This window comes from Novosphingobium sp. BF6, from assembly GCF_058273105.1.
The window spans coordinates 2,455,315-2,471,696 of sequence record NZ_CM177775.1 but is presented as its reverse complement, the minus strand read 5'-3'; the positions used below and the strand labels follow the sequence as shown (position 1 = coordinate 2,471,696).

13 protein-coding genes are annotated in these 16,382 nt (G+C 65.7%); 7 read left to right on the top strand and 6 right to left on the bottom strand.

What is annotated here, in order from left to right:
- Positions 1–2: 2 nt before the first annotated feature.
- The gene (locus tag AC4D6D_RS11930) at positions 3–1,451 is read right to left on the bottom strand and encodes a glycosyltransferase family 39 protein (protein WP_491325444.1); all 1,449 of its coding nucleotides are present in this window, start codon (positions 1,449–1,451) and stop codon (positions 3–5) included.
- Positions 1,452–1,601: 150 nt separating this feature from the next.
- Between AC4D6D_RS11930 and AC4D6D_RS11925 the strand changes: the two genes are divergently transcribed.
- Positions 1,602–3,059, top strand: a complete 1,458-nt coding sequence (locus tag AC4D6D_RS11925) for an MFS transporter (RefSeq protein ID WP_491325443.1) — start codon at positions 1,602–1,604, stop codon at positions 3,057–3,059.
- Here the strand turns inward: AC4D6D_RS11925 and AC4D6D_RS11920 are convergent.
- From AC4D6D_RS11920 to lepB, 4 genes are read right to left on the bottom strand one after another with little or no spacing between them, the layout of a single operon-like run.
- Positions 3,056–4,123 carry an SGNH/GDSL hydrolase family protein gene (locus tag AC4D6D_RS11920; RefSeq protein WP_147215501.1) on the bottom strand — a complete coding sequence of 356 codons (1,068 nt, stop codon included), beginning with the start codon at positions 4,121–4,123 and terminating at the stop codon, positions 3,056–3,058. The genes AC4D6D_RS11925 and AC4D6D_RS11920 overlap by 4 nt on opposite strands.
- Positions 4,123–5,016 (bottom strand): GTPase Era, encoded by an 894-nt coding sequence (era, locus tag AC4D6D_RS11915; RefSeq protein WP_147215499.1) that lies wholly within the window; start codon positions 5,014–5,016, stop codon positions 4,123–4,125. The genes AC4D6D_RS11920 and era overlap by 1 nt, the downstream gene beginning before the upstream one ends.
- Positions 5,013–5,681, bottom strand: coding sequence for a ribonuclease III (gene rnc, locus AC4D6D_RS11910; RefSeq protein ID WP_491325442.1), 669 nt, complete (start codon positions 5,679–5,681; stop codon positions 5,013–5,015). The genes era and rnc overlap by 4 nt, the downstream gene beginning before the upstream one ends.
- Positions 5,682–6,548 carry a signal peptidase I gene (gene lepB, locus AC4D6D_RS11905; protein ID WP_147215496.1) on the bottom strand — a complete coding sequence of 289 codons (867 nt, stop codon included), beginning with the start codon at positions 6,546–6,548 and terminating at the stop codon, positions 5,682–5,684.
- A gap of 189 nt (positions 6,549–6,737) precedes the next feature.
- On the opposite strand from lepB, the gene pgi reads away from it, so the two are divergent.
- Entirely contained in the window at positions 6,738–8,258 is a 1,521-nt protein-coding gene (gene pgi, locus AC4D6D_RS11900; RefSeq protein ID WP_491325441.1) for a glucose-6-phosphate isomerase, read from the top strand.
- A 72-nt stretch (positions 8,259–8,330) separates the two neighbouring features.
- On the opposite strand, the gene AC4D6D_RS11895 is transcribed toward pgi, so the two are convergent.
- On the bottom strand, positions 8,331–8,981 hold the full coding sequence (locus AC4D6D_RS11895) for an RBBP9/YdeN family alpha/beta hydrolase (RefSeq protein ID WP_491325440.1): 651 nt from the start codon (positions 8,979–8,981) through the stop codon (positions 8,331–8,333).
- A 279-nt stretch (positions 8,982–9,260) separates the two neighbouring features.
- Between AC4D6D_RS11895 and gor the strand changes: the two genes are divergently transcribed.
- From gor to scpA, 5 genes are all read left to right on the top strand, one after another.
- Entirely contained in the window at positions 9,261–10,607 is a 1,347-nt protein-coding gene (gor, locus tag AC4D6D_RS11890; protein WP_491325439.1) for a glutathione-disulfide reductase, read from the top strand.
- Positions 10,608–10,852: 245 nt separating this feature from the next.
- The gene (locus tag AC4D6D_RS11885) at positions 10,853–12,379 is read left to right on the top strand and encodes an acyl-CoA carboxylase subunit beta (RefSeq protein WP_491325438.1); all 1,527 of its coding nucleotides are present in this window, start codon (positions 10,853–10,855) and stop codon (positions 12,377–12,379) included.
- Positions 12,380–12,481: 102 nt separating this feature from the next.
- Entirely contained in the window at positions 12,482–13,663 is a 1,182-nt protein-coding gene (gene bktB, locus AC4D6D_RS11880; protein ID WP_491325437.1) for a beta-ketothiolase BktB, read from the top strand.
- The gene (gene mce / locus AC4D6D_RS11875; RefSeq protein ID WP_491325436.1) at positions 13,660–14,097 is read left to right on the top strand and encodes a methylmalonyl-CoA epimerase; all 438 of its coding nucleotides are present in this window, start codon (positions 13,660–13,662) and stop codon (positions 14,095–14,097) included. The genes bktB and mce overlap by 4 nt, the downstream gene beginning before the upstream one ends.
- Before the next feature lie 50 nt (positions 14,098–14,147).
- Positions 14,148–16,298 carry a methylmalonyl-CoA mutase gene (scpA, locus tag AC4D6D_RS11870; protein ID WP_491325435.1) on the top strand — a complete coding sequence of 717 codons (2,151 nt, stop codon included), beginning with the start codon at positions 14,148–14,150 and terminating at the stop codon, positions 16,296–16,298.
- The last annotated feature ends 84 nt before the right edge of the window (positions 16,299–16,382 follow it).

Here is a 16,382-nt window from a genome sequence, read left to right as displayed (position 1 = left end):
GTTCAGCGCTTCAGGCGGTAGAGACCGAACTTCCGCGTACCGATTGTCACGCCCTCGTAGCGCTCATAGGAGCGCGCGAGGGTGTTTCGTATCTGCGCCCGTGTCCTGAGGTTCGGCAGGTTGGGGCGGCCGTATTCCGCGACAACGATCACGCCGGGGCGACGGACCAGAATTCGCCGGACTTCGGCTACGGAATCGACGCCCAGCGCTCCGGCTTCGTTCATCGCATTGAGGTGGCTGGGATAGGCGAAGCGCGTGGGGATGCACGCGCGTGTCGTCCGGTAGAGCGCGCTGTCGCCTTCGTAGACGTAGAGGCAGCGGCCATACAGTTCGCGTGAGACGGCGGCGCTGGCGGCAGCGAAGTCCTTCGCCGTTCCGCGCTCGCGGACTTGCAGCGCCGGGACCACCAGTGCGCCGAGCAGGCCGAAGCCGAGCAGCAGCCGTTCGTACCATTGCTCGCCGGGAGCCGCGCGTCCCAACGCGGGCGCGGCCAAGAGGCAGATCGGGACGAGAACCGGGCCGAGATAGTGGTCGTACCAGGTTCCGAAGGCGAGGAACCCCAGTAGCGCGACAATCGCCCAGATCCGGATGCCGGTGAGCATGGCGGGGTTCGTTTCCCGCAAGGTGGGCAGTCGGGTGGGAGCCAGCACGATGGCCAGCGCGAAGGGAATCAGCGCGAGGCTTTCCTTGCCAAGCTGCGCGAAGGCGTCGGCCTGATCGACGGCGCGGCCGAAGATCGAGAGGAAGTTGGCTTGCAGGAAGGCTTCGGCATGGCCGGTTGTCGCATAGCCAATAAGCGCCAGCAGCGTCGGAGCGAGGGCGGCCAAGGCCCATGCCGCTCCTGTTGCGGCGAGGCGCGGCAGGCTCCAGCCGTCGGCGCGTCCGCGTGCGAGCAGCATGAGGCCGAAACCCATGCCTTCGAACACGACGCTGTACTTGATCTGCAAGGCCAGCCCGAGGAGCAGCATCGCCGCCATTCCGCGCCGGAACAACCTGTGGTCCCCGTCGCGCAGCCGGACGTCGAGCACGAGGGCTGCTGCAAGGGCGACCGGCAGGTTGTAGAACACCGGTGACTGCCCCAGCGCCACGTTGAACACCGGCTGATAGAGCAGATAGGCCAACCCCGCCGCCTGCGCCGCGCGGGTTGGTGCAATCCGGCGGGCCATGCGTTCGATGACGAGCGCGGTCAGGACCGAAAAGACCAGTCCGGCGATCTGGTACGTCAGGACCGGATCGAAGGGCAGGGCGTAGACGCTGCGGTAGAGCAGGAACAGGCCGTAGGGCTTGCGGTCCCAGATATCGACGAAGGGTAGCGCGCCCTCGGCCATGCGCTGGCCGACAAGGAGATAGAACTGCTCATCGGACTGGAACGCGGGTTTGCCGAACATCGGAATTCTGAGCGTGGCCCCCAGGGCGAGGAACAGCAGCGGCGAGCCGGGCACGAGTCGCATTCGGCTTGCCCTCAGCCGCGCCATTGCGATCATTGTCCGACCCTTTCTGCGCACTCGTCCCGGCTACGGCGCCGGGCGATGCCGTCGGCCGTCCTTGCGCCGCGAAAGTTGCGGTTTGGCGACAGGTCCGCCCCCAACCCTCCGTATGACTTGCAGCCTGTCCCGCTGCCGGGCACCCTGCGGGCCGATTTCGAAATCGGGCGTTGGAGTGACATGCTGCGGATGAGCGATGGCGAGCCGGTTCTCGGCCGCGCGACCGATGTTCGGGATTCCGGGCTGCCGATGCCGCGCCGGTTGTGGGCCATTGTGGCGATTTCCTTCGGCACCGCGCTGTTCGTGCTGGACGGAACGATCGCCAATGTCGCGCTGCCGACGATCGCCCGCGATCTTTCCGTGGAGCAGGGCGTCGTCGTCAACGTGGTGACGGTCTATCAGCTCGTCATGGTCATGGCGCTGCTGCCTTTCGCCAATCTCGGCGAGCGACTGGGGTTGCGGCGCGTCTACCAGGCCGGGCAGGTGATCTTCATGGTCGCTTCCGCGCTTTCGTTTCTCGCGAGTTCGCTGCCTCTGCTATTGCTGATACGTGCGGGTCAGGCACTCGGCGCGGGCATGGCGATGAGCGTCGGCACGGCCTTGATCCGGCAGATCTATCCCAAGGCGAAGCTGGGCAGCGGGCTGGGCATCAATTCGGTGATCGTTGCTTCCTCCAACGCACTGGCACCGGTTCTCGGCGGCTTCATCGTGGCCCATGCCGACTGGCACTGGATCTTCGTGGCCGCCGTTCCCTTCGCGCTGATTTCCCTGCTGATCGGCCGCTTCCTGCCGGACCCCGAGCGCGGCGACACGCCTTTCGACGGGGTTTCAGGTCTGTGGAGCGCGATCAGTTTCGTCCTGTTGATCGGCGGCGTGGAACTGGCAGCGCATGGCGGCATGGTGGAACTGGGGCTGGTGACGGCATTTGCCGGTATCGCCTCGGCCCTGCTGCTGGCCCGCCGCGAGCGGCGCAAGACGAATCCGGTCTTTCCCGTCGATCTCCTCGCTCAGCCCGCCATCGGCCTCTCGACGCTTGCGGCGATAGCAGGTTTTATCGCCTCGGCGGCGCTGATCGTCGCGCTGCCGTTCCGGCTGGAGCAGGGCATGGGCTATAGCGTCGAGAACGTGGGCCTGCTGGTCCTGCCGTTCCCGCTGACGATGCTGGTCGTCGCTCCGGCGGCGGGCTGGCTCTCAGACCATGTCTCGCCTTCGATCATGGGACTTGTCGGCATGGGTGTCGCGGTTGCCGGGCTGGTGTTGCTGGCTTTTCTGCCCGCTCATGCCGGAGCGTTGGCGATCGCCTGGCGGCTGGTCGTCGCCGCTTTCGGGTTTGCGCTGTTCTTCTCGCCCAATGCCCGGATGATTGTCAGCAATGCGCCGCGCCAGCGGGCGGCCGCGGCGGGCGGCCTGCTCGCGACCGGACGCCTGTTCGGACAGACGCTCGGCGCGGCGATGATCGGGACGATGTTGTCGCTCGGGGCCGGACAAGGGCCTGCCCCGATGCTGGTGGCCGCCGGACTGGCCGGAGTTGCCGCCGTCGCCAGCTTTGCGCGCTGGCGACTGGCGGGCAATTAGCGTCTGGGCCGACCGGAGCCGGTAGAGGGCGTCGCGGTCGCCGTAGGGGTGGGCGAGGGTACGGCCTTGGGCGTCGTGCCGGGGACTGCTGGCGGCACCACGACGGTCGGCGTGCCGGAGGGGATCGACTGCGGCTGGATGCTGAGGCCCGGCTTGGCCTGCTTCACGCCCGCGCGGGTTAGCCACCAGCCGATGTCGTTGGCGGTCGCCTGCATTCCGGCGAAGTTGAGGTGCCACTGAAGCCCCTGGCTGCCGTCGTAGCCTTCGGGCGAGCCGATCATCCAGGGCAGGGTGTCGCAGGGCGTATGCGCGGCCGAGGACTGATTCATCTCGACGACGATGGCACCGTAGGCCTGCGCCACGCGGCCGGTGATCTCGGAGAGTCGCTGGCCGATGCGGCGGGTGATCGCGGCGTGCTCCTCGCTGACCGGCGTGGCCGGGCAGAGCCCGCCCGGCTGCGGCAGCGGGGTCAGGTACTGGACGAAGACCAGCCGCGCGCGCGGCGCCACGGTGCGGATGCGCCGGGCGATTTCCATCATCTGCATCTCGTCGCGCGCATATTCGACTTCGGTGGGCACTTTCACCGTGCCGCAGGACGGTCGCTTGGCGCCTTGCGGCAATTGTTTGGCGCGGTGGATGCAGGTCGCGGTGAAGAGATTGCCGATGTAATTCAGGTCGTTGCCGCCGATGGTCACGGTCACCAGCCGCGTCTGCGGGGTGACGGCGCTGATCTGCGGCGGAATGTCGCCCCAGGGGCCGAGCACGTTGTTGGTGGTCGCGCCCGAGCAGGAACGGTCGGTAAGGATCATCCCGAAGCGCTCGGCGAGCAGCGTCGGGTAATTGTTCATGCTCTGGCCGCAGCGGGCGGGGGCGCCGCCCTTGGCGGGCGGCAGCATCGGCCCGGCGGCGAAGGACGAGCCGATGGCGACATAGCGCTGCCCGGCCAGGCTTTCCTCGACCGCGGCGACCTGTTCGCTCTCCGCGGCCCTCGCCATCGCGGGCGCGGCCAAAGCGCCGAGAAGCATGGCCGCTCGCACGGCCTTCATCGACGGAAGACGTGTCATTACTTGACCCAGTCCAGCCCGATCTCTTCGTAGATATCGCGCGCGTCGGCCCAGTTTTCCTCGACCTTCACGTGGAGGAAGAGGTGGACCTTCTGACCGAGCACTTCGGCCAGTTCCTTGCGCGCGGCCTCGCCGATCGCCTTGATCTTGGAGCCGCCCTTGCCCAGCACGATGGCGCGCTGGTTGTCGCGGGTGACGACGATCTGCTGGCGGATTTCCACCGAACCGTCCTTGCGCTGTTCGTAGGCCTCGGGGCGGACGGCGGCGTCGTAGGGCAGTTCCTCGTGGAGCTGGCGGTAGAGCTGCTCGCGGGTGATCTCGCAGGCGAGGAGGCGTTCGCTGGCGTCGGAAACCTGATCCTCGGGGTAGTGCCACGGACCTTCCGGCATCAGCCCGGCAAGGTGGGCCTTGAGTTCGGGCACGCCGTCGGCGGTCAGGGCGGACACGAAGAACACTTCGTCGAACTGGACTTTGCCGGTCAGTTCCTGCGCCAGCACGAGCAGCGGCTCCTTGGCACCGGCATCGACCTTGTTGATGACCAGAATCTTGCGTTCCGGGCGCGTGGCGAGCGCTTCGAGCAGGGGCTCCAGCTCGTGGCGGCGCTTCTTGATCGGATCGACCACCAGCAGCACCGCGTCGGCTTCCTGCGCGCCTTCCCAGGCGGCGGCGACCATTGCGCGGTCGAGGCGGCGCTTGGGTTCGAAGATGCCGGGAGTGTCGGCCAGGATGATCTGGGTTTCATCGAGCAGGGCGATGCCCATCAGCCGCGCGCGGGTGGTCTGGGCCTTGGCCGAAGTGATCGCCACTTTCTGGCCGACCAGCGCGTTGACGAGCGTGGACTTGCCCGCGTTGGGGGCACCGATGACAGCTACTAGACCGCAATGTTCGGTCATCCGAATTTCCTCATGAATTCCTCGGCGGCGCGGGTTTCGGCATCCTGCTTGGAATGGGCCGTGGCACGCGCGGCGCCGACGTTATAAATAGCAACCTCGACAGTGAACTGCGAGGCATGATCGGGGCCGGAACGCTCTACCAGCTTGTATTCCGGCATGCGGCGACGGTTTCCGGCGGCCCATTCCTGCAGCGCCGACTTGGGATGCTTGCGCTTGCCCGCCTTGCCCTGCATCGGTTCCGCCCAGAGCTTGCGGACCATCTGGCGCGCAGCCTCGAAGCCGCGCTCGGTGAAGCAGGCGCCGATCAGCGCTTCCATCACGTCGCCCAGGATATTGTCGCTGTCGAGCCCGCCGTCGTCACGGGCCTGCTTGCCAAGGCGCATGTGCGGGCCGAGGCCGATGCGGCGCGCGACCTCGGCACAGGTCTGGCGGCTGACGAGCGCGTTGAGACGCTGCGAAAGGCGGCCTTCCGCCTCCTCGCTGTTTTCGAAAAGCCATTCGGCGACCGAGAGTCCGAGGACGCGGTCGCCGAGGAATTCCAGTCGTTCGTAATTGCGTTTCTCGCCGGTGCTGCCGTGGGTGAGGGCGGACAGCCAGAGCGCCTCGTCGGCAGGCGCGGCGCCCGAGATTTCGGCGAGGAAGGTGCGGTCTATTGCTTCAAGCACTCAGATCACGCTCCCGATCCGGCTCCAGCGCGCGGCGGTGAACCAGGTCCAGGGCTTGAGCCACTCGGCGTCGCCGTCGGTGGAGAACATCATGATGGCGGCCTTGCCGACGAGATTGTCCTGCGGGACGATGCCGATGCCCTGGCCCTCGATCGCCGGGAAGCGGCTGTCGAGCGAGTTGTCGCGGTTGTCGCCCATCAGGAACATGTGGCCTTCGGGGACGATGTAGACGCCGGTGTCGTCCTGCGGGGTCTGGCCGAGGTCGAGCACGTTGTAGCTCTTGCCGTTCGGCAGTGTCTCGCGGAACTGCGGGTAGTTGCAGACCGCGCCGCCCGCCGCGTCCTTGCCTTCGAACTCGGGCGCGTAGCAATGGGTGTTGGCGGTAACCGGCAGCACGAAATCGGGCTGCTTCACGCGCGGCACGGCCTTGCCGTTCAGGAAGACCTGACCGGCCTTCACCTGCACTTCGTCGCCGGGAAGGCCGATGACGCGCTTGATGTAGTCGACGTCGTTGCCGGGAGGGGCCTTGAAGATCACCACGTCGCCGCGCGCGGGCTGGCTGGCGAAGATACGGCCGGGGATCAGCGGCAGGCTGAAGGGCAGCGAATACTTCGAATAGCCGTAAGACCACTTCGAGGCGAAAAGATAGTCCCCGTTCAACAGCCGCGGCAGCATCGACTCGCTGGGGATGTTGAAGGGCGAGATGATGAAGCTGCGTAGCACCACCACGCCCAGCACCAGCCAGAGCAGGAAGGAGAAGAAGCCCTCATCCTTCTTGGCATCCTTCTGGGCAGGCTTGTTGCCCGAAGGCGGCGCTGCGGATGTTTCGGGAGTGGGGCCGGAAGTCGCGGTTTCGATGTCGCTCATGGCTCGAACCCTTGTTGCGCGCGGGGCCATCCGTCAAGGGAGATACGGGGCCAAGATGTGCCGCTATCGACCAAAAACGTCATGTTTTCGTCGAGCGGCATGTGTAGACGATTGCGCAAGAATGGCACTTGGCCTTCCGCTGCGTGCTATGCATAAGGCTGCCCCCAACTTGAACAAAGGAACCATGGCATGAGCGAAGCGGTGTGGAACAAGCTGAAAGGATTGCCCAAACCGACGCTTGCCGAACTTTTCGACGCCGATCCGGCGCGTCTCGATCTGCTTGCCAGCCGCCTGGAGCTGGGTGACGAGACCAGCCCCGGCGCGATCCGGTTCGACTGGTCCAAGACCCACCTCGATGCGGCCCACATCGCGGCCTTCGAAGAACTGGCCGTGGCCACCGATTTCGCGGGCCGCCGCGCGGCGCTCTTCGCGGGTGAGGTGGTCAACACCACCGAGGGCCGCGCCGCCGAACACACTGCCCAGCGCGGCGTCGGCAACGAGGAAAGCGTCGGGCTCGCCCACGAGTTCCACGCCCGCATGGCGGCCATCGTCGAGGCCATCCACCGCGGCGCGATGGGCGAGGTGAAGCACCTGATCCATGTCGGCATCGGCGGTTCGGCGCTCGGCCCGGCGCTCGCGATCGATGCGCTCGCCCGCGACGGGGCGATGGTGGACGTCCATGTTGTCTCCAACATCGACGGCTGCGCCCTGGAAGCGGCCTTCGCCAAGTGCGATCCGGCGACGACGATGCTGGCGGTCGCTTCCAAGACCTTCACCACCATCGAGACGATGACCAATGCCGAAAGCGTCCTTGGGTGGATGCGCGAGCACGGCGTCGAGGATCCCTATGGCCGCGTCGTCGCGCTGACCGCGGCGCCGGACAAGGCGGTCGAATGGGGCGTGGACGAGACGCGCATCCTGCCGTTCTCGGAAAGCGTCGGCGGTCGTTACTCGCTGTGGTCCTCGATCGGCTTCCCGGTCGCCATGGCGCTCGGCTGGCCGGACTTCGCCGAGTTCCTCGACGGTGCGGCGGCGATGGACGTGCACTTCCGCGATACCGACGGCCTCGCCAACCTGCCGCTGCGCGCGGCCTTTGCCGACCAGTACTACACCCGCCTGCGCGGCTGCCAGACCCGCGCGGTCTTCGCCTATGACGAACGCCTCGCGCTGCTGCCGGACTATCTCCAGCAGCTCGAGATGGAATCGAACGGCAAGAGCGTGAAGGTCGACGGCTCGCCGGTCGATGGCCCGACGGCGCCGATCACCTGGGGCGGCGTCGGCACCGATGCCCAGCACGCGGTGTTCCAGTTGCTGCACCAGGGCACCAACCTCGTGCCGGTGGACTTCATCGCCGCGATCGCGCCGGGCGACGACCTCAACCCCGCGCATCACCGCATCCTGCTGTCGAACTGCTTCGCGCAGGGCGCGGCGCTGATGGCGGGCAAGGCCAGCGAAGACCCGGCCCGTGCCTATGCGGGTGACCGTCCTTCGGCGACGATCCTGCTGGACGAAGTCTCGCCCGCGACGTTCGGCGCCCTGATCGCCTTCCACGAGCACCGCACTTTCGCCAATGCCGTGCTGATGGAGATCAATCCCTTCGACCAGTTCGGCGTCGAACTGGGCAAGGAAATCGCCAACCAGATCGAGAAGGGCGGCACCACTTTCGACCCTTCGACCGAAGCGCTGCTCAAGCTTTCGGGTATCGCCTGATAAAAAGAGCCGGGGCAGATCGCTTGGACCTGCCCCGGCTCCTCGCGGGGCTTCGCTGGAGGTCGATCCCCGTCAGGATCGGTATGCGAGGCCCTCGGGCCGGTCTGCCGGAAGCGGCAGGCGGGCACCGTCTCCGGCAGGGCGCTTGCCGGTAAGCTGACGCAGCAGCGTCTTGCCGTCCTCCCAGCTGCCAATCTTCGAATCCGCATTGATGTGGCCGGTCTCGCCCGCGTCCACGAACTGGCTGCCCCACTGGCGGGCGAGCAGGCGCGCGGTCGGGAAGCCGATCCAGGGATCGTTGCGGCTGGCCACCAGGATCGAGGGGAAGGGCAGGGCCTCGCTCGGCGTCGGCGCGAAGCCGTTGAGCCGGTCGTCGCGCGGAAAGAAATCCACCTCCGGCGGCGCGACGAGTAGCGCGCCCACCACGGGAGAAGTCGTTCCCGGCTGCTCGAACTTCGCCCACCATGCCGTCAGCAGGCAGCCGAGGCTGTGCGCCACCAGCACGACCGGACGTCCGGCACGCTGCACCGAATGGTTCAGGCGGTTGATCCAGGTGTTGCGATGCGGTTTTTCCCATAGGCCGAGATCGACCATCTGGGCATTGTCCAGTTCTTCGGCCCAGCGGCGCTGCCAGTGGCCGGGGCCGCTGCCGTCGAGACCGGGGATGAGGAGCACGAGCGGTTCCTGCACGGGTGCTGCGGGCTCAAGGTTCGTCTTTGCCATTCTCTCTTCTCCCGACTGAGGTGTTTCTGGGGGAGTTCGGTGGCCGCCGGGCGCAGGCTGTCCTGTAGGGAGCGGCAGGTGATGCGACTCCTATAAACTCAACTGTTTTGGTTGACAATTATTTTGCGGTCAGCGGGGCGGCCGTTTCGATGGTTCGTTACTTGGGGGAGGGAAAGGAGAGCTTCTCGCGTCTGGCCGATCACCCATTGGCAATCGGCGGCGATCTGCCCCATATGCGCCGTGCCCGGGACGCAGGCCGGTGCAGCAGGAGCCAAGTGCATGTCAGAATTCGACTACGACCTCTTCACCATCGGCGCCGGATCGGGCGGCGTGCGGGCCAGCCGGATCGCGGCGGCGCATGGCGCGCGCGTGGCGGTTGCCGAGGAATACCGGGTCGGCGGCACCTGCGTGATCCGCGGCTGCGTGCCCAAGAAGATGCTCGTCTACGGCGCGCACTTCGCGGAGGATCTGGAGGACGCCAGGCAGTTCGGCTGGGACATTCCGGAAGCCAAGTTCGACTGGATCAAGCTGCGCGACAACGTGCTGGGCGATGTCGACCGGCTGAACGGTCTCTACACGCAGACGCTTTCGAACAACCAGGTGGAGATCTTCCACGAGCGCGCCACGATCACCGGTCCGCACGAGATCACCCTGGCCAGCGGCGAGAAGAAGACCGCCAAAGTCATCCTCATCGCCACCGGCGCGCGTCCGCTGATCCCGTCCTGCCCCGGCCACGAGCACGGGATCACCTCGAACGAGGCCTTCCATCTCGATGCGCTGCCGGAGCGCATCCTGATCGCAGGCGCGGGCTATATCGCCAACGAGTTCGCGGGCATCTTCCACCAGTTCGGTTCGAAGGTGACGCTGATCAATCGCTCGGACCAGTTGCTGCGCGGCTATGACGAATCCATGCGCGATCGCCTGCTCCAGATCTCGCTGACCAAGGGCATCGACTTCCGCTTCAATGCCGACTTCCGGGGCATCGAGAAGAACGCGGACGGTTCGCTCACGGTCTCGATGACCAACCACGAGCCGCTCGAAGTCGATTGCGTGATGTTCGCCACCGGCCGCGTACCCAATGTCGAAGGGCTGGGGCTGGAGAACGTCGGCGTCGAACTGGACGACAAGAACGCGATTCTGGTCGACGAATATTCGCAGACCAATGTCGATCACATCTACGCCGTGGGTGATGTCACCAACCGCGTGCAGCTGACCCCGGTGGCGATCCGCGAGGGCCATGCCTTCGCCGATACCGTGTTCGGCGGCAAGCCGACGACGGTGGACTATGGCTGCATTCCCTCGGCGGTGTTCAGCCATCCGCCGATCGGTGCCGTGGGCCTGACCGAAGCGCAGGCGCGCCAGCAATACGGCGAGGTGCAGATCTACACGAGCGACTTCCGGCCGATGAAGAACGTCGTCGCCCACCGCAACGAGCGTTCGCTCTACAAGATGGTTTGCGAAGGGCACACCGGCCGCGTGCTGGGCCTGCACATGATCGGGCCGGAAGCGCCGGAGATCATCCAGGCCGCCGCCATCGCGGTGAAGGCGGGGCTGACCAAGGCCGATTTCGACGCGACCGTCGCCGTGCATCCGACGATGTCGGAAGAGCTTGTGCTGATGAAATAAGGCTGCGCGGCCTGGCAATCATCCGGCGCCGTGACCGTTCATGCGGTCGCGGCGCCTTTTGCATGGCGCGATGATTGCGCGGAGGCGATCTGACGCGGCTCTAACACATCGGCGGGGCGAAATCGGTACGAACCTGCCACTTTTGTCATTTAACCGATCAATTAAATCTATTGACCTTGCCCCTTGGAACTGCCTAGCAGAGGCAATAATTCGTGCCGTCAAGGTCACTTTCCAAGGGAACCCGGATGTCCGCCAATATCGCCGAAATGGAGAAGCGCCGCGCCGCAGCAAAGCTGGGTGGTGGTGAGAAGCGCATTGCCGCGCAGCATGCCAAGGGCAAGCTGACCGCGCGGGAGCGTCTCGACATTCTGCTGGACGAAGGCAGCTTCGAGGAATTCGACCTCTACGTCGAGCATGACTGCACCGACTTCGGCATGGAGAGCCAGCGCATCCCCGGCGACGGCGTCGTTACCGGATCGGGCACCATCAACGGCCGCCTCGTCTTCGTGTTCAGCCAGGATTTCACCGTGTTCGGCGGCTCGCTGTCGCACCGTCACGCGCAGAAGATCTGCAAGCTGATGGACAACGCGATGAAGGTCGGCGCGCCGGTGATCGGCCTCAACGATTCCGGCGGCGCGCGCATCCAGGAAGGCGTGGCGTCGCTTGGCGGCTATGCCGAAGTGTTCCAGCGCAACGTGCTCGCATCGGGCGTGGTGCCGCAGCTTTCGCTGATCATGGGGCCTTGCGCGGGCGGCGCGGTCTATTCGCCGGCCATGACGGACTTCATCTTCATGGTGAAGGACAGCTCGTACATGTTCGTCACCGGGCCGGACGTGGTGAAGACCGTCACCAACGAAGTCGTCACCCAGGAAGAGCTGGGCGGTGCGGTCACGCACTCCAGCAAGACCTCGGTGTCCGACCTCGCGCTGGAGAACGATATCGAGGCGCTGCTGGCGGCGCGCGATTTCTTCGACTTCCTGCCGCTCAACAACCGTGAGGAAGTGCCCGAGCGTCCCTGCGCCGATCCGTGGGACCGTGCCGAGGAAAGCCTCGACACGGTGATCCCGCCTTCGGCCAACCAGCCTTACGACATGCATGAGGTGATCCGGAAGACGCTCGACGAGGGCGACTTCTTCGAGGTCCAGCCGCTGCATGCCGGCAACATCATCGTCGGTTTCGGCCGTATCGAGGGCAAGACCGTGGGTGTCGTCGCCAACCAGCCGATGGTGCTGGCGGGGGTGCTGGACATCAACTCGTCCAAGAAGGCCGCGCGTTTCGTGCGCTTCTGCGATGCCTTCAACATCCCGATCATCACCTTCGTGGACGTGCCGGGCTTCCTGCCGGGCACCGATCAGGAGCACAACGGCATCATCAAGCACGGCGCCAAGCTGCTGTTCGCTTATGCCGAGGCGACCGTACCGAAGATCACCGTGATCACCCGCAAGGCCTATGGCGGCGCCTACGATGTCATGGCCTCCAAGCACCTGCGCGGCGATCTCAACTATGCCTGGCCGACCGCCGAGATCGCGGTGATGGGCGCCAAGGGCGCGGTGGAGATCATCTTCCGCGGCCTCTCGCCCGAGGGCATTGCCGAGAAGACCAGGGAATACGAAGACCGCTTCGCCAACCCCTTCGTGGCGGCGAGCCGGGGCTATATCGACGAGGTGATCTACCCGCACTCGACCCGCAAGCGCATCGCGCTGGGCCTACGCAAGCTGCGGACCAAGAGCCTCGAAAACCCCTGGAAGAAGCACGACAACATTCCGCTGTGATCGCGTGAAGGATCGCGGTGCATCTCCTTTTGGAGAGTACCGCGATCCGCTTCAGGCCGCGAAAGACGGCAGGCGTGAGAAAAAAAATTGGGAAGTCAGGTCATGGAAGACATATACATCGTCAGCGGCGTGCGCACGGCAGTCGGCGATTTCGGCGGTTCGCTGAAATCGTTCATGCCGTCCGATCTCGGCGGCAAGGTCGTGACCGAGGCGCTGGCCCGCGCGGGCGTTTCGCCTGAGGACGTCGGCCATATCGTCATCGGCCAGGTCATGCCGACCAGCGCTAGGGACGAGATGCTCAGCCGCGTGATCGGCATCAATGCCGGCGTGCCCTTCGAAGTGCCTTCGCTGACGCTCAACCGCCTCTGCGGATCGGGCGTGCAGGCGATCGTTTCGGCCGCGCAGATGATGAAGCTGGGCGAGGCGGGGATCACCGTCGCGGGCGGCGCGGAATCGATGTCGAACGTGCCTTACCACGACCACGGCGTTCGCTGGGGCAAGAAGATGGGCGCCAACACGCAGGAAGACGCGCTGACCGTAGGCCTGTCGGACGCCATCGGCGACTACCACATGGGCATCACCGCCGAGAATGTGGCTGAACGCCACTGCGTCACCCGTGAGGACATGGACACGCTGGCCGCGACCAGCCACCAGCGCGCCTCTCGCGCGATCGCGGAAGGTCGCTTCAAGGACCAGATCCTTCCCATCGAAGTGAAGACCCGCAAGGGCGTCACCGTTTTCGATACCGACGAACATGTCCGCGCCGACACCACTGCCGAGACGCTGGGCAGCATGAAGCCCGCCTTCAAGAAGGACGGCGCGGTCACTGCCGGCAACGCCTCGGGCATCAACGACGGCGCTGCCGCCGTGGTGCTGGCGACCGCTTCGGAAGTCGAGAAGCGGGGCCTCAAGCCGATGGCGAAGATCGTCGCCTGGGGGCATGCCGGCGTCGATCCTGCCTACATGGGCGAAGGCCCGATCAAGGCGGTCCCGGTAGCGCTGAAGCGCGCGGGCCTCTCGCTCGACCAGATCGACGTGATCGAGAGCAACGAGGCGTTCGCCGCTCAGGCCGCCGCTGTTTCCAAGGTGCTGGGATTCGATCCGGAGAAGGTGAATCCGAACGGTTCGGGCGTCTCCATCGGCCACCCGGTCGGCGCCACCGGCACGATGCTCGCCATCAAGTGCATGTACGAGTTGAAGCGCACCGGCGGGAAATACGGCCTCGTCACCATGTGCATCGGCGGCGGGCAGGGCATCGCTCTCGTGCTGGAGAATGTGGCGTGAAGCTGGGTCGTCTCAACCACATCGGCGTTGCCACGCCCGATCTCGACGCCGCGATCGCGTTCTATCGCAACGTGATGGGTGCCACCGACATTACCGAGCCGTTCGTGCTGGAAAGCCAGCAAGTGCGCGTTTGCTTTGTCAACACACCCGGCGAGGATGGCACGGCCGGTACGCAGATCGAACTGCTCCAGCCCACTGCGGCGGACTCCGCCGTGGGCAAGTGGCTGGAGAAGAACCCGCTCGGGGGCCAGCACCACATCTGCTATGAGGTGCCAGACATTCACGCAGCCAAGGCCTGGTTCGAAGGCCTCGGCAAGCGCGTGCTGGGTGAGCCGCGCGTGGGTGCGCATGGGACGCTGATCTTCTTCGTCCATCCCAGGGACATGGGCGGTCAGCTCACCGAGATCATGGCAACGCCCAAGGGCGCTCACTGAGAAAGATTACGGCCCGCCGCAATGAGAGCGGGCCGGAAGGGATGCGGACAATGGCAGACATCAACGACTGGAAGGCGGCCGCCGACAAGGAGGTCAAGGGCAAGGACCTGACCTGGAACACGCCCGAGGGTATTGCGGTAAAGCCGCTCTACACCGCCGAGGACGTGACCGTCGATCCCGGCCTTCCCGGCTTCGCGCCGTTCACGCGCGGCGTGCGCGCCTCGATGTATGCCGGCCGCCCCTGGACCATCCGCCAGTACGCGGGCTTCTCCACTGCCGAGGAATCGAACGCCTTCTATCGCCGCAACCTTGCGGCGGGCCAGAAAGGCCTGTCGGTCGCTTTCGACCTTGCCACCCATCGCGGTTACGACAGCGACCATCCGCGCGTCGTGGGTGACGTCGGCAAGGCCGGTGTCGCCATCGATTCCGTCGAGGACATGAAGATCCTGTTCGACGGCATTCCGCTCGACAAGATGTCGGTCTCGATGACGATGAACGGCGCGGTGATCCCGATCCTGGCCTTCTTCATCGTGGCGGGCGAGGAGCAGGGGGTAGACCGCAAGCTACTCGACGGGACCATCCAGAACGACATCCTCAAGGAGTTCATGGTCCGCAACACCTACATCTACCCGCCCGAGCCTTCGATGCGGATCATCTCGGACATCTTCGGTTACACCAGCCGCGAGATGCCGAAGTTCAACTCGATCTCGATTTCCGGCTATCACATGCAGGAAGCCGGGGCGACGCAGGTGCAGGAACTGGCCTTCACCATCGCCGACGGCGCGGAATACGTGAAGTACGGCGTGGCATCGGGTCTCGATATCGACAAGTTCGCGGGCCGCCTGTCGTTCTTCTTCGCCATCGGCATGAACTTCTTCATGGAAGTGGCCAAGCTGCGCGCCGCGCGCGTGCTGTGGCACCGGGTGATGACGGAGCTTGGCGCCAAGGACGAACGCTCGAAGATGCTGCGCACGCACTGCCAGACTTCGGGTGTGAGCTTGCAGGAGCAGGACCCCTACAACAACGTGATCCGCACCACGATCGAGGCGATGGCCTCGATGCTGGGCGGCACCCAGTCGCTGCACACCAACGCGCTGGACGAGGCGATCGCGCTGCCGACCGACTTCTCGGCTCGTATCGCCCGCAACACGCAGATCATCATCCAGGAAGAGACCGGCATGTGCAATGTCGTCGATCCGCTGGGTGGGTCCTACTATATCGAGGCGCTGACGCAGCAGCTGGTCGATCAGGCGTGGGAGATCATCGAGCGCGTGCAGGCCGAAGGCGGCATGGCCAAGGCCGTCGCTGCCGGCTGGCCCAAGGCGATGATCGAGACCGCCGCCGCCGCCCGTCAGGCCCGCGTGGACCGGGGCGACGACGTGATCGTCGGCGTCAACAAGTATCGCCTTGCCAGCGAAGACCTGCTGGAAACGCTGGAAGTGGACAACGCGAAGGTCCGCGAAGGCCAGATCGCCCGCATCAACAAGATGAAGGCGGAACGTGACGAGGCCGCGTGCCAAGCTGCGCTCAAGGCTCTGCGCGACGGTGCCGCCGCGCCCGCCAGCATCGAGAACAACCTGCTCGCGCTCGCAGTGGAGTGCGCCCGCGCCCGTGCGACGCTGGGCGAGATCAGTTCGGCCATGGAAGACAGCTTCCAGCGCTATGGCACTCAGCCGACCCCGGTGAAGGGCGTCTACGGCGCTCCTTACGAGGGCGACAGCCGCTGGCAGCAGGTGCTGGACGGCGTGCAGGCGGTGGAGCGCCGCCTCGGCCGCAAGCCCAAGGTGCTGGTCGCCAAGATGGGGCAGGACGGCCACGATCGCGGCGCCAACGTGATCGCCTCCGCCTTTGGGGACATGGGCTTCGACGTCGTTTCCGGGCCGCTGTTCCAGACTCCGGAGGAAACCGTGGTGCTGGCGCTGGAGAGCGCGGTCGATGTGGTTGGCGCGTCCTCGCTGGCGGCCGGTCACAAGACGCTGATCCCCGAGCTGATCCAGAAACTGCGCGAAGCGGGGCGCAGCGACATCAAGGTGATCGCCGGCGGGGTCATTCCGCCGCAGGACTATGAATTCCTGCGCAACGCAGGCGTTCAGGGCATCTACGGCCCCGGCACCAACGTGGTGGAATGCGCCGCCGACGTGCTGCGCCTGCTTGGCCACAACATGCCGCCGCTTGGGTCCACGCTGGAAGCGGCGGAATAAGGACGGCGATGCTGGATCGACGCCGCGCTTGGCTCTATGACAGGGGTTTGGCCGCGCGTCATCCCGCGCGCAGACCGGCCGCCT